Annotated in this window: 10 protein-coding genes; 7 read left to right on the top strand and 3 right to left on the bottom strand. The window is 58.8% G+C overall.

Annotation, left to right across the window (positions count from 1 at the left end; translation table 11 throughout):
* Nucleotides 1-14: 14 nt before the first annotated feature.
* Nucleotides 15-2,723: a TonB-dependent receptor plug domain-containing protein gene (locus tag AC0V6W_RS09620; RefSeq protein WP_486149450.1), complete on the top strand. Its 2,709-nt coding sequence runs from the start codon at nt 15-17 to the stop codon at nt 2,721-2,723.
* A gap of 56 nt (nt 2,724-2,779) precedes the next feature.
* On the opposite strand, the gene AC0V6W_RS09615 is transcribed toward AC0V6W_RS09620, so the two are convergent.
* Nucleotides 2,780-3,235: a hypothetical protein gene (locus AC0V6W_RS09615; protein ID WP_486149448.1), complete on the bottom strand. Its 456-nt coding sequence runs from the start codon at nt 3,233-3,235 to the stop codon at nt 2,780-2,782.
* On the bottom strand, nt 3,232-3,894 hold the full coding sequence (locus AC0V6W_RS09610) for a YggS family pyridoxal phosphate-dependent enzyme (protein WP_486149446.1): 663 nt from the start codon (nt 3,892-3,894) through the stop codon (nt 3,232-3,234). The genes AC0V6W_RS09615 and AC0V6W_RS09610 overlap by 4 nt, the downstream gene beginning before the upstream one ends.
* On the opposite strand from AC0V6W_RS09610, the gene AC0V6W_RS09605 reads away from it, so the two are divergent.
* The 5 genes from AC0V6W_RS09605 (at nt 3,878) to AC0V6W_RS09585 (ending at nt 11,201) form a co-directional block, all read left to right on the top strand.
* Entirely contained in the window at nt 3,878-4,453 is a 576-nt protein-coding gene (locus AC0V6W_RS09605) for a thiamine phosphate synthase (protein WP_486149444.1), read from the top strand. The genes AC0V6W_RS09610 and AC0V6W_RS09605 overlap by 17 nt on opposite strands.
* 136 nt (nt 4,454-4,589) lie before the next feature.
* Entirely contained in the window at nt 4,590-6,980 is a 2,391-nt protein-coding gene (locus tag AC0V6W_RS09600; RefSeq protein WP_486149442.1) for an FtsK/SpoIIIE family DNA translocase, read from the top strand.
* Nucleotides 6,981-7,938: 958 nt separating this feature from the next.
* Nucleotides 7,939-9,126, top strand: coding sequence for a hypothetical protein (locus AC0V6W_RS09595; RefSeq protein WP_486149440.1), 1,188 nt, complete (start codon nt 7,939-7,941; stop codon nt 9,124-9,126).
* Nucleotides 9,116-10,264 carry a 7TM domain-containing protein gene (locus AC0V6W_RS09590; protein WP_486149438.1) on the top strand — a complete coding sequence of 383 codons (1,149 nt, stop codon included), beginning with the start codon at nt 9,116-9,118 and terminating at the stop codon, nt 10,262-10,264. The genes AC0V6W_RS09595 and AC0V6W_RS09590 overlap by 11 nt, the downstream gene beginning before the upstream one ends.
* A 1-nt stretch (nt 10,265) precedes the next feature.
* Nucleotides 10,266-11,201: a sugar-transfer associated ATP-grasp domain-containing protein gene (locus AC0V6W_RS09585; protein WP_486149436.1), complete on the top strand. Its 936-nt coding sequence runs from the start codon at nt 10,266-10,268 to the stop codon at nt 11,199-11,201.
* A gap of 21 nt (nt 11,202-11,222) precedes the next feature.
* Here AC0V6W_RS09585 and AC0V6W_RS09580 read toward each other — a convergent pair whose 3' ends face one another.
* A complete protein-coding gene (locus AC0V6W_RS09580) occupies nt 11,223-12,329 on the bottom strand; it encodes a substrate-binding domain-containing protein (protein WP_486149434.1) in 1,107 nt (368 codons plus the stop codon).
* Nucleotides 12,330-12,673: 344 nt separating this feature from the next.
* Between AC0V6W_RS09580 and AC0V6W_RS09575 the strand changes: the two genes are divergently transcribed.
* Nucleotides 12,674-14,272, top strand: a complete 1,599-nt coding sequence (locus AC0V6W_RS09575; protein ID WP_486149432.1) for a sensor domain-containing diguanylate cyclase — start codon at nt 12,674-12,676, stop codon at nt 14,270-14,272.

Genomic DNA, 14,272 nt, shown 5'->3' with positions numbered 1-14,272 from the left:
CGATTGCGCTGGTCATGTCTGCTCCCGCTCTTGCGCAGCAGCAGGAAACGATCACCAGCGATGCACAGGCCAGCGATGATGATGGCGGTAATCAAATTCTCGTCACAGGCTCTCGCATTCGTCGTCAGTCTCAAGGTGATCTGGCATCGCCTCTTGCCACGATCGGCAGCGAAGCGATTTCCGATATCGGCGCGCAGAACATTGGTGAGATCGCTCAATCACTCACCATCAACAGCGGCGCGCAAAACAACCCCGATGCCTTTACGCAAGGCGGCACAACCGGCACATCCAATATCAACCTGCGCGGTCTTGGTGTGGCGTCCACGCTGATCCTGCTCAATGGCAAACGTCAAACGCTTTCGTCTGCCCCCACCAATGACGGCATCAACTTTGTCGACACCAGCTCGCTCGTGCCTCTGATCGCAGTTGAGCGGGTCGAGATCCTGAAAGACGGCGCATCCTCGCTTTATGGCTCGGACGCAGTTGCAGGCGTGGTAAACTTCATCACGCGCAGCGACTATGAAGGTCTGCTCGTTTCGGGCGAATACACCGAACATTTGGGCACAGGCGATTATTCGGAATACAACATCCAGGCGCTTGCCGGTTTCGAAGTCGGCGATTTCAATCTGGTGGGTGCGATCAGCTACGTGGACCGTTCCCCTTTGACGACAGCCGAGCGCCGGTTGTCGCGCGGCCCGGAATTTGCAGCAGATGGCACGCCAACATTCCTGGGCGATGACACATCTGCGCTTGGCAATCCCGGTTCATTCTTTGGTGTGCCCGGCTTTCCAGCCAGCGCCCCCGTGCTTGATCCAGGCTGCGCACAGGCAGGCGGTATCGCCGATGTGATCTCCGCCACCCCGGCCGGCGTACCCGATGTGGGTCTGTGCCGCTTTGATTTCGGAGAGTTTTTCAACCTTGTGCCAGAAGAAGAGCGCATCACCGCATTTGTTTCAGCAAAAGCTGATCTGTCCGACAGCGTGCGTTTCAGCGCCGAGATAAGCTATGCCGATAACGAAGCCCGGCGCGGCAACTCACCCACATTCCCGTTCCTGCAATTGGGTCAGGCGGTCGTCCCAACCTTTAACCCGAACAACATTTTTGGCGCAGATGTCGTCTTTTTTGGCCGGGCCAGCGGTACAGGCGGCGAAGTGTCGCCTGCACTGTTTACTTCGGAAACATTCCGCGTCTCCAGCACTTTGGAAGGCGATTTTGATGGGCTTCTTGCCAACGGTTTGTGGAATGTCAGCCTGACTTTCGCCGACAATGATTTTTCTGGAAACACAGAAGACACGGTGCGCGATCGCTTCGCCTGCGCATTGCGCGGGTTTAACGCGTCGCCCGCCTTTAACGCGGCAACCGGTCTTGATTGTACGGCCAACAATCCATTCCTGATTGCCAATGGTGCGACCATCCCGGCTGATGGCACGTTCTTTGACCCGTTTGCCTCTGCGTTGGCAGGTGGTGGCAACACCAATGCAGCCTTGCTTGACTACATCACCGAATTCTCCGTTTCCAACCGCGAAGCCGAGCTGTTTGTTGTTGAAGGGTTCGTGTCTGGCGACTTGTTTGAATTGCCGTCTGGCCCGGTTGGCATCGCGATTGGCGCGCAATATCGTGATCAGCGTATCTCAGCCAGCTTCGACAATATCTCTGCCAATGATGGTTTTGCCTTCCTGATCGGTGAGCAAGCCTTTGACGGCGGCCAGGACGTTTATGCCGTGTTTGGCGAGATGAATATCCCGGTGGCTGATTGGGCTGATGTCCAGCTGGCCCTGCGTTATGAAGATTATGGCGATCAGGGCGGCAGCACGGTCGATCCCAAGATTGCCCTGCTTCTTCGCCCGGCCGATTGGATATCGCTGCGCGGATCATTTGCAACATCCTTCCGCGCGCCGTCGACCTTCCAATTGCAAGGGCAATCAACAACACTTCAGCAAGTGTCTGACCCCAATAATGGCGGCGCGAACGCGTTTGTAGCGGTTCGTGCAGTGGGCAACCCGAACCTCGTCCCTGAAGATTCCACCGCTTACAATCTTGGCTTCACTTTGAGCCCGCTTGGCGGTCTCGAAATCAGCGCGGATTACTACAATTTCGAATTCGACGGCGCGATTGTGCAAACGGCACCGCAATCCATCGTGAATGCTGATCCGAATGGCCCCGACGTCATCCGCAGCCCTGCTGGCACGATCATTCAGGTCAATAACAGCTATGTGAATGCAGCCAGCGTTGAAACATCGGGCGTCGATTTCTCGGTCCGCTATGCGATCGATGCAGACTTTGCGACGATCACGCCCAGCTTTGAGGGCAATTATGTGTTCGACTATAATCTGCAAACCACCGTTGGCGGTCCGATTATCGAAGGCGCGGGCAATCGCAACTTCACCAATTTCGGCTCACCCACACCAGAATTGCGCTTTAACGCCGGATTGCAATTTGAAGCGGGCGCTCATGCGCTCAACATCTTTGGCCGTTATATCGACAGCTATCAGGACGACCAAAACGGCGGCGCGGATATCGACAGCGATTTCCGGGTCGATGTGCAATACAGCGTTGCGATCAACGAGTTCTTTGATCGCGACAGGTTGCTTCAATTGACCGTTGGTGCGCGCAACATCTTTGATGTGACCGCGCCGCGCGTTGCAACCAATGGCGGGTTTGACAGCCGGGTCCATGATCCGCGCGGCGCGCTGTTCACTGTGGGCCTCACTGGCGAATTCTAAAACGTCGCAGACTAGACATTGAAAAAGGGCGCTCGCAGCAATGCGGGCGCCCTTTTTTATGGTTCAGCGATCAGCAAAAGCGCGATGCATTTATCGTCATAGCCAACAAAGCCCCATTCGCTCGATGCTCCGCTGATAGGGTTCCATAACCCGTCATAGCGATTTGAGATGACGGTCAATTGCGCCGGATCAAACAGGTCGAGAAATGCGCGTGCACAAGTGTAAGCCGCATCCCTCGCTAACCAGGGCTGCGATGGATTGAGGATATCATGGGAAAGCGCCTCAGTAATCTGCGCCGCCGCCGACCGGCGCTGATGAAGATCCCCTGACGCGTCCAGCAATTCCCAATTGAACCCTATGGGTTTGAGTCCAAGCAAGACAACAAACCGGTCCGCCACATCGCAATGCGTGCCGCCGCGCTCGGTAAGCGCAGCATATTCAAATGCCGTGCTCGCATGATCGCGCAATGGTGGGAGCCATTTTTGCGCAAACCGCTCAAACGGATCGCTCACCCGCGTTCGCCAAGCAGCGCGGTACCCACGCGCACATGAGTCGCGCCCAATTGGACCGCGGTTTCATAGTCGCCGCTCATTCCCATCGAGAGGCCCTCAACCCCGTTATCCCGTGCAAGCTTGGCAAGAAAGGCAAAGAATGGGGCAGGCTCAATGCTTGCGGGCGGAAGGCACATGAGACCTGCAACCGGCACATCAGCATCGCGCGTTTGCGTCAGAAATTGGGGTAGATCTGCTATGCGGCAACCACCTTTCTGGTCCTCATCTCCAATATTGACCTGAACAAAACAGGGCACTTGCTTGCCAGCTTTATTCATCGCCTTGGCGAGCGCATTAAGCAGGCTGGGCCGGTCCAAGGAGTGAATCACATCGAACATCGCGACCGCTTCGTCCGCTTTGTTCGATTGCAATTGGCCGATAAGGTGCAGCTGGGTACTGGGGAAACGCTCACGCAAAGCTGGCCATTTGCTTTGCGCTTCCTGCACGCGGTTTTCGCCGAAGATGCGGTGACCAGTTTCGAGCACTGGCGCGATTTTCTCTGCAGCATGCGTTTTGCTCACCGCGATCAACGTAACCTCTTCAGGTTTGCGCCGCGCAGGTTTGCAAATGCGCGCGATGTTCTCTTTGACGCTGGCGAGACGGGTGGCTGCATTTTCCATGGCCAAGCGCTATAACGCGGGCGTGCGACAAGACCAGACCCTCCCTTCCCTGTGGCTGATTTCGGATGAACGAAACGACGAAAGCCTTGAGCGGGCATTGCGCACAATGCCGCGCGGCAGCGGGTTCATCTATCGCCATTACCATTTGAACGATTCCGAAAGGTGGGCAAGGTTTGAGGATCTGCGAGGTATAGCGCGGGCCTGCGGGCACTGCATAATCCTCGCCGATAGCGGCCTTACCGCGCACGAATGGGGCGCAGATGGCATATATGGCGCGCCGCGTGCATTATATCCCCGGCGCCGTGGCCTGCTGCGGTTTGCGACCGTGCATGACATGCGCGAATTGGCATTTGCGAACCGATTTGGTGTAGATGCAGCGCTGATCTCACCAGTTTTCCCTACCCGTTCGCATCCGGGCGGCGCAGTGCTTGGGCCAGCGCGTTTTCGGCTCCTCGCCCGCAAGGCCGCTATGCCGGTGATCGCTCTGGGCGGTATGTCATACGGACAGGCGCGCATACTGCGATGGAGCCGCTGGGCGGCGATTGACGGATTAAGCTGACGGCGAGCGCGCTGAACGAGCCGAAGCTAACCGACAAACCGCGCCCAATCATCCCCCAACACACCGCACTGCCCTTGACCCGGTTGCGCACAGGATTCATGGTGTGTTCCGCCCCTTCTTCCCTAGGAACATTACGATGGCCAGCCGCGCAGTGCACACTCGAAAATCGACCGCCGAATGGCGCGCTGGACTGCGCCGCTCACTTCGGCGCACCGCGCAGATTACGGGCGCGATTGTGCTGTTTGTCGCCATGGGATTTCTGGCCGTATCGTTGGTGACTTACACGCAGACCGATCCCAGCCCCTCAACCGCAGCATCTGCCGAAAGCGTTGGCAATTGGATGGGATCGTGGGGTGCTTATGCCGCAGACCGCGTGTTGTTCGTGTTTGGCCTGCCCGCTTACCTGTTGCTGCCGCTGCTATATGTCTCTGCAATGAAGCTGTGGCGCGATGTTGAAAATGGTGATGAGCCTGAAACAACGCGCTGGTGGCTGCCAGCTGGCCTTTTGCTACTGGCGATGGTGCTGATGGCAACAGTGCTGACGCTCGCCTTTGCAGGGCCAGGCGGCAATATGCCTGCTCAAGTGGGCGGGATTAGCGGACTTCTGGGGGCTAGCCTGGTTGAGGGAGTGGGCGGACTGTTCGGCGCGGCCGCGTCGGGTTGGGTCATTTTGCTCATCGCTTTGGTATTCCTTGCGGTCAGTGTCGGATTGCTAACCCGGATTTTCGCGATTGACTGGCGAGCGCTGCTTACCGTTCCGCAATTCATCGCGAGCAGCGCGGTGGGCGGTGCGGTGGCATCGCGCTTGCCATGGCTGCGAAGCGAGCCGGAGTTGGTGAATGATCCTCAGGGATCTGCCGACGAACCGCAGGAACGTGAGCGTCCCGAAAGGACCGCTACGCCGGGTGTTCTCGATATGCCCGAACAGCGCCGTGCCCCTGAAATCAGCGACCCGACAGCGCCGCCCAAACGCGCCGCACCGACCAAAGCAACCCAGCGCGACATGTTCGCAACCTACGACCTGCCGAGCCTCGACCTGCTCACCAATCCATCCACCGATGCAGTACCGAAACTCGATAAGCTGGCGCTCGAACGCAATGCCCGGCTGCTCGAAAACGTGCTCGATGATTTCAACGTCAAAGGCGAGATCACCGCTGTGCGCACTGGCCCCGTGGTGACCATGTATGAGCTTGAGCCAGCGCCGGGTATCAAGGCCAGCCGGGTTGTGGGCCTGGCCGAAGACATCGCTCGCAATATGAGCGCGATTTCCGCGCGCGTGTCGCCCATTCCCGGCAAGACTGTCATGGGAATTGAACTGCCCAATGCGGACCGCCAGATGGTCCTCTTAAAAGAGCTCGCCGCTTGCGCCGCCTTTGCGGAGGCGAAAGGCAATCTGCCGATCATTCTGGGCAAGGATATTGCAGGCGAACCAATTATCGCCGACCTGGCCGCTATGCCGCACTTACTGGTGGCGGGGACCACGGGGTCGGGCAAATCGGTGGGGCTTAACTGCATCATCCTCAGTCTGCTCTACCATTTTACCCCCGCCGAATGCCGGATGATCCTGATCGATCCCAAAGTGCTCGAACTGGCCAGTTACGATCATATTCCGCACCTGCTTTCGCCGGTTGTGACAGAACCGCACAAATCGGTTCGCGCGTTGAAATGGGCGGTGGAGGAGATGGAGAAGCGTTACCGGATGATGTCATCAGTCGGATCGCGCAACATCAACGGTTTCAACGACAAAGTGCGCGCTGCGATTGCCAAGGGCAAGCCGCTCGGCCGCCGGGTGCAAACAGGCTTTGATCCTGACACAGGAGAGCAATTGTTCGAGGAAGAACAGCTCGATTATGAACCGCTGCCGCAGATCGTGCTGATCGTCGATGAACTGGCCGATTTGATGGTGACGGTGGGCAAGGAAATCGAAGTGCTGATCCAGCGCCTCAGCCAGAAATCGCGCGCCGCTGGTATCCACCTCATCATGGCAACGCAGCGCCCGTCGGTTGATGTCATCACCGGGGTTATCAAAGCCAACCTGCCCACTCGGATCAGTTTCAAAGTCACGAGCCGGATCGACAGCCGTACCATCCTGGGCGAACAGGGCGCGGAGCAATTGCTGGGCAAGGGCGATATGCTTTACAAACCGAACACCGGGGCGACGGTCCGGGTGCATTGTCCGTTTGTGTCGGATGAGGAAGTGGAAGCGGTTGCCGATTTCTGGCGGGCGCAGGGAACACCGGATTATGTTGATGCGGTCACCGAGGAACCCGAGGATGGCGGCGGGCTGACTTTCGAGGATGATCTCACCGCTTCGGACAATCCTGATGAGCGCAAATATCGCCAGGCCTGCCAGATCGTGGTGGAGAACCAGAAAGCTTCGGGCTCCTGGCTTCAGCGGCAGATGGGCGTGGGATACAACACCGCTGCCAAGTGGATTGAGCGGATGGAATCGGAAGGTCTGGTGGGACCTGCGAACCATGTTGGACGGCGCGAGATTTTCCGTGATCAGGATGGCAATCCGATCTGATCGAGCTTACGAAAAATCACCGTTTGTGATCCTGTTTCAAAGCGGGTTTGGTTGACGAAGTACATTCTGGAGGATGGGTGTTTGAGTGTGGGGGAGCACGCCTTTATCTTGCCCGCGCCGCGCAGCTAAATTTCCTACATTGGAATTATTCTTGCGTGAGAAAGCTGCTTTTTGGTTATAAGCTGCTTCCAGTATCACCATATCGGCGATAAACTCCCCACTATTTCCGCATTCCTTAACAAAACAGCCAGCTCGTGCGCGCTGAATAAGGCTGGCGGAAGGCTCGTATTGGGCTGGAGGAAGGCTGGTGGCAGACGGATGCGGCCATAAAGTCGGTCCGGGGCGGCTCGGGGGGATGGCTCGGGGGGATGGCTCGTGCGGTCAGCCTCGCAGTTGGCCCGTTGGTCAGGCCCGTGGTTTGCCCGTGGTCAGCCTTGCGGTCGGCTCTTCGTCGATCCGTGCTCGGCCCCGTGGCCGTCCCTTTGTCGATTCTTGGTCAGCCAGCAGGCCAGCCAGCAGACCAGCCCCAAGGCTCACCCCCCGGCTCAACCCGGAGATCGCCCCTGATGCCCGGCCCGTGCTTGTTTGGCAGGCAATGTAACTAACAGTTAGAGTTAGCACTTTCTAAACGCCCTCTAGGTATTTCCCGCATATGACCTGGGGGATTAAAACTGTGCCATCGCACCGCGCCTTTAACCTACTTGCAAATCTATGCGCCGCATGTCTGGCCGCCCTCTCGGCTGCCTTCACCGCTGCCACTCGGAGGCTCTTGTCCGCCGCGCGCCCAAAAGCGACACCCGCACCGGCCCCCGCAGCGACACCCGCACTGGCTTCTGCAGCGCCCTGCGCCGCGCCCCATGTGACAGCCATCCCCATACTTGGCCCCGCACCAGCCTCCTCGCTAGCCCCCGAACCAGCCTGCGCACCAGCCCACATAGCAGCCTCCCCCGCAGCTCCTGTGGCGGCACCCATCAAGCGCACCCCGGCAGCCACCCTGAAAGTGCTCCCCGCATTCCAGCCCGCATCTGGTCCCGCTGGCCGCCCCGCACCGGCCCCCGCAGACCGCCACACACCGCCCGCCGCACTGGCCCCCGCAACGCCCGCGCCGTCAGCGCTCCGCGCCCCGGCAACAACCCCAGCCACGGCACCAGCCGCGGCATTCCGGCCCAGCGCATTGCGCCCCGCCCCATCAGCCCTCCGCACCGCAGCCCGCACCGCAGCCCCCCGGCCCGCCCCCATCGCAGCCGTCACAGCGGCCCTCATAACCACTCTCATAACCGCCCTCATCGCGCCCTCCTCTGCCCATGCCCAGGACACAGGCTGGCGGCTCGATCCTGATGCCCGCATCGAATTGGGCGCGGTCAGCGCGCAAACCGCCACGCGCGATGATCAGTTTATCGTTAATGGCGATGCCTTCACGGTGCGCGCACAGGTCGGCCTCGATTACGAAGACAGCAATTCGCGTTTTCGCGTTGAGGCTGACAGGATCGAAGTGATCCGGCTGGATGATGATCGCAGCAACACCAATCGCGACCGTCTGACCGCTTTGTTTGAACAGGATCTGGATGACAATTGGCAGGTTCAGGCCCGCGCGCGCTACACCGATGATCTGGTCACCGCCGAATCCGCCGATACCGATGAGCTTCAGGGCTCTGTCCGCGTGCGCTACCAAAAGGATCGCAAACACCGCGTGCAGGTTCGTGCCAGCTGGCGGATGCGCGAATATGACAATGGCCCCGCTGCCCAAACAGATGGCTCCGGCCCGCGCGTGGATGCGCAATATCGCCGCCGTTTTGGCCGGTATCACTATGCCACTTTCGATCTGCGCGCCGAAAACATCGATTCCGATGATCCGCGCCGGGGATATGAGCGGCAATCGGCCAAAGCGTCCTACACCCAGCCTATCACGCCGGACCTGCGCGTTCGCCCGGCTATCGAAGTGCTCAAAACCCGGTTCGACAACCGGCTTGGCAGCGATGCCGAGAGGCGTTCTGACACGCTGATCGCGCCCGAAATTGAAGTGCATTACTGGCCCGGCCGCCTGCGCGTCGAAGCCGAAGCAAAATATATCTTTTCAAGCAGCAACCTGATGACGCGAGAGCGCGAGGGATACCGCCTGACACTCTCGGTGGGGTATGCTTTCTAGCTTCCGCGCCCGGCTCAAACTGGCGTGGTCCAGAGCCACGCCCCAGGTTCGCCGCCCCATCTATATTGGGGGCGCGGTGGCCTTTGTGCTGCTTGCCCTGGTGGTGGCCGGATTGTTCAACACGGGCAGTTTTGTCGCCATGCCATCCTCGTTCGGGGATCAGGCGACCAGTCAGGCGATCTGGGGCCTGAAGCCATCCAACCTGCTGATGGTGCTGCCGCTGGGCGCGTTTCTGGTGGTGCTGGCGCGCAGCTTTATTGGGCTTAAAGCCTTTGGCCTGTTCACGCCCATGCTGATCGCGCTGGCATTCCTTCAGATCGGCCCTGTCATGGGGCCGGTTGTGCTGGGATCATCGGTGCTGGCGGGCATGCTGGTGACGCCGGCATTGCTCAAACTGCGCATGACGCGTGTCGGCTTTTTGGGCGTGCTTATATCGCTGATTGTGCTGGTTCTGGTCGCTTTGCAGATCATTCTGGATACCAATCTTCAGGTCGATGCTTTCCCGGTTATTGTCTGCGCGCTGGTGGTGGAACGCTGGTGGCGGCAATGGGAAAAAGATGGGCCCACAGAAGCGGCCAAACAGGCGTTCAGCACATTCATGATTTCGGTCGTCATCCAGTTTGTGATGGTGTCGCACTTTGCGCTTGCGCTGATTGAATGGTCGCCGCTTTTGATGCCCGCGCTTACCGGCGTCGCGATTGCGATCCTTGGCCGGTATCGCGGATTGCGGGTGATGGAAATTCACCGTTTCATGCCGATCTGGCTGGAACGGCGAAGGGTCGCGCGCAACGCTGCGAACCCCGATCAGTTTGAAATGGAATTTGTCTTTCCAACGCAGGAAGAAGCGCGCGAGCGTGCGCCGCCCATCGAAGGGATGTGGGTCATCAGTTCGTCTGCCGATCTGGAACCGGGCAGGCGAAGGCGAGTGCCTCAGCCCATTGAGCCTGAACCGGCAGCCGCAGCCGCAGCCGCGCGCCGCAAAAGGCACACAGCCAGGCACAAAGCGGGGCACGAACAGGCAGATGACGGCCATAAGGTCACACCCAATAGCGAGGCTCAGTTCGAGCCTCGCTTAGACGCATCTGGAAAGCCGCCCGTTTACAACGCCTGGATTATCCGTTCGCAGGAGGACGTCTGAGATGTTTTCAATGTTTCGCCGTAAACGAGCATCAACCGACGCGCTCGCAGCGCTCAGGCCGTCGCCGGTCAATCCGATTGAGGAAATCCTCGGCATCAATATGCGCAATGCGCTGATCGCGAAATACAATCCGCGCAGCGCAATCGAACGCGCGCGCGACAAGGTTGCAGCCAAGGTGGCGTTGGAAGCGGCGGGGATATCATGCACCGGCACCATCGCGGTGATTGACGATCACCAAAAACTGAACGCGTTCAAACCCACGCGCGATATGCCCGATGCCTGGGCGATCAAACCCGCGCGCGGATCGCAGGGGGACGGTATTTTGCTGGCTGTCAGGCGCGAAGGCGATGTCTGGTATAAAGGGTCTGGCACGCCGCTCACTGAAACCGATGTGATGCACCACATTCAAAAAGTGGTGGATGGCGGCTTTTCCGGCGACACAGCAAGCGAGGATGCCGCGCTTATTGAGCCGCTGATTATCGCTGATCCCAGCCTTGCCGATCTGGTGCCCGAAGGATTGCCCGATCTGCGCGTTATCTGCCTGCATGATGAACCGCTGATGGCGATGCTGCGGCTGCCCACCAATGCTTCTGACGGCAAAGCCAATTTGCACCAGCGCGCCATTGGCGCAGGCGTGTCGCTGGAAACGGGCCAGATTACGCGCGCTCTGGTGCAGGGCGAGGCGATCACGCATCATCCCGATACGGGCACGCGGCTGATCGGGTATCAGGTGCCCGGATGGGACCGGGTGCTGGAACTTGCGAGCAAATGCGGGCCAGCGATTGGGCTGGGCTATAGCGGGTCAGACATTGTGCTCGATAAAAATGACGGGCCGCTGATTATCGAAGTGAACGCGCATCCCGGCATTGAAATTCAGAATATCTGCCAGCTTGGCCTGAAAGCGCAAATGGCCGCTGTGGGCGAGGATTTCCGGTAAAGCTCTCGAAAAGGGACGCGATTACTGCGCCGCCGCAATTGCGGGCTCAGCCGCGCTTTCGCCGGTCAGGTCGCTGCGGGTCAGCGTCAATTGCTCACGCACGCGGCGTTCGTTCAAAGCCATTTCATCAGCCGGGGATGCGACCAGCCCAATGGCTGCCAGCGGGCCATCGGCTGTCCAGTTCTTGACCCATTCAGCCAGATACAGATCAAGGCCGGGAATGGCGCGCATATGTGCTTTTTTCACATAGACATATAAGGGCCGCGCGCCGGGATAGGCAAAGCTTGAGATATTCTCATAAGTCGGGTCCACCCCGTTCATCGGCAGGCCCTGCACCTTGTCGGCATTTTCATCGAGATAGGAAAAGCCGAACACGCCGACAGAGCGCGGATTGCCTTCGATTTTCTGGACGATCAGATTGTCCTGCTCGCCCTGATCGACATAAGCGCCATCGCTGCGCACTTCGGTGCAGACCTGCTGGTGGCGGTCTTTATCTTGGCTTTTGAGAGCCTTCATCGCGGGATTGGTGTCGCACCCGGCTTCCAGCACCAATTCTTTGAGCGCATCGCGCGTGCCCGATGTGCTGGGCGGGCCGTAAACCAGGATCGGCTCATTGGGCAGCGACGGGTCGACATCGGCCCATGTCTTGGCGGTTTGTTCCCGGCCATAAGGCCGGGCAGCCAGCGCTTCATACACGGTGCGCGGCGACAGGTTGAGCATGATGCCGCCCGAGGCCGAGGCAAACGCGATGCCATCAAGGCCGACTTGCAATTCGATGATGTCTTTCACGCCATTGGCGGAGCATTTGTCAAATTCGCTGACTTTCATCCGGCGCGATGCGTTGACCATATCAGGCTTGTCCGCGCCAAGCCCTTTGCAAAACAGCTGGATGCCATTGCCTGACCCGGTGGATTCGATCAGCGGCGATTTGTAATCGGTGTTGGAGCGCGAGAAGCTTTCCGCGACTTGCTTGGCAAAGGGATAGACCGTTGATGATCCCACTGCCCGGATGGAATCGCGCACTCCCGAACCGCCCGCATCACAGCCAGACAGCAAAAGCGCCGCCATTCCGGCGCATCCCGCCAGTAAAAGGCGCATGGGTTTCGTATCTGGGTGGGTGTTGGTCATGACGGGGCGCTAAATGGTGTCTGTGACAACTGAATGACGCGCCCACGGTGAAGGCTCTGCGCGCAGGCGATTGCCCCACCATAGCGCCGCGGCCGGGTGTGAGTGAAAAGAGCGTAATCCGGCGGCTGCTTGGTCGCACTTGTAAACAAATTTAACACCATCATAAGAGCTTCCCCCTAGTAAAGCTCGATATGGGCAGGGTTATTTTACAATTTTTATTTGGATTCATCGCGATACTTGCGAGTTCTTTAGGGAGCGCGTCAGCATTCGCGACCAATGGACCGGTTAAAAACGCCGCGCCTGCCTGTATTTCCACCTCGGGTAGCGCCGCCAGTTTCGCCGAAATGCGCGATTCGATAGAGAATCCCTCGGTCTGGCAGTGCGAAAACAAGGTCTGGCGCGCCAATGTGCCGGTTGGATGGCTGAAATTTGAGGCAAGCGACTGGCAGGATAAAGCCCGCCCGCGCTACTTTTTCACCCGAACTGCGCGCTTTGGCAGCATTTCATTTGCCGCGATTGACGCAGATGGAGCAATGCGCACAGCCAGCTATACCGAAAAAGACGGCAAACCCTTTGCCGCAGGTCCGGTGTTTCAGCTCGATCTGCCCGAGATCACTTCGGACACCGCCGCCGTGCTCGTGCGGATAGAGCGCCCGCATTCCATCCCGCTCCTCACCGAAGCGCGGCTGAGCGCGTTGCCCGAAAATGGCGATTGGTCGCAATTCGAAGTGATGCTGCTTGCCATGATCGTCGGCATGCTGCTTTTGCCATTATTGTTCGATGTGAGCTTTTACATTGTGCTGCGCGAAAAATTCGTGATGCTGCACGCCGCGCTTGTCATCGCGATGATGGGCTATGTGCTGTTTGCAGGCGGGCTGATTTCGGTGTTTGCCACATTGCCGCTTACCCTGCTTGCCATCGCCGCGCCTTTATCATGGACCGCCGGATCGGCCATTGCCGCGTGGTTTCTGGCCGAATTCCTTGAAGACGGCATCCAATCGCCCATGATGAAGCGTCTGACGATTGGCACCGCCATGTTCACTCTGAGCGTTGCAGGGATTTGTTCGTTCCAGTTCGCATTCCTGCACCCGTTTGATGACCGATTGTTCTTCTTTGCCTTCCTGCCATCCATCATCATCTACACCTTTGCGGTGGTCAAAGCGCTGATGAAAGGCAGCCGCGTTGCGCGTTTCACCGCTGCGGCATGGCTTCCCATCATGATCGCCGCGATAGAGCGCACGATGCGCGGGCTGGGCGTTTATGAAGGGCCATCATCGCTCGATCAGGCGATGTATCTGGCAACAGGTTTCGAAGTCATCATCATGTCGCTGGCTGTCGCCGACCGGTTCCTGGCGATCAAACGCGAACGCGATGAGGCCGTGGCAGAGGCAGAGACGCTGGAACATCTGTCAGAACGCGATCCGCTGACAGGATTGCTCAATCGCCGCGCGGTTGATGCGCGGTTTGACAAACTGCACGCTGCCGGTTTTCACACCTTTGCTCTGGTTGATCTTGATCACTTCAAAGACATCAATGACCAGTTTGGCCATAGGGTTGGGGATGATGTGCTGGTTGCGGTGGGCAATGCGCTGCGCGGCAATGACAACCGCAGCGCCATCGGCGTGCGCATGGGCGGCGAGGAATTTATCGTCCTGCTTCGCGGGCGCGGCGCGCTGCAACGCGCCGAAGCTTTGCGCCAAAGCATATCCATGCGCATCGCCGCAGCGGTACCCGGATTGGATCGGCCCGTCACTGCCAGCATGGGCGTGATCGTGCTGCCAAAAATGGGCGGCAATGTGACCAATTTCGCCGATCTGTACGGGCGCGCGGACGCCATGATGTATCAGGCAAAGGAAAGCGGGCGAAACCGGATGTGTTATGAAAAACTCACCGTGTTCGATCATGCCCCGCCTGCCCGCAGGCCGCTGATCCGCGCAGCGTAA

The organism is Erythrobacter sp. JB1-7 (genome assembly GCF_057365015.1).
Note: the sequence above shows the minus strand (reverse complement) of the source record. Positions and strands in the feature narration are given on the sequence as shown.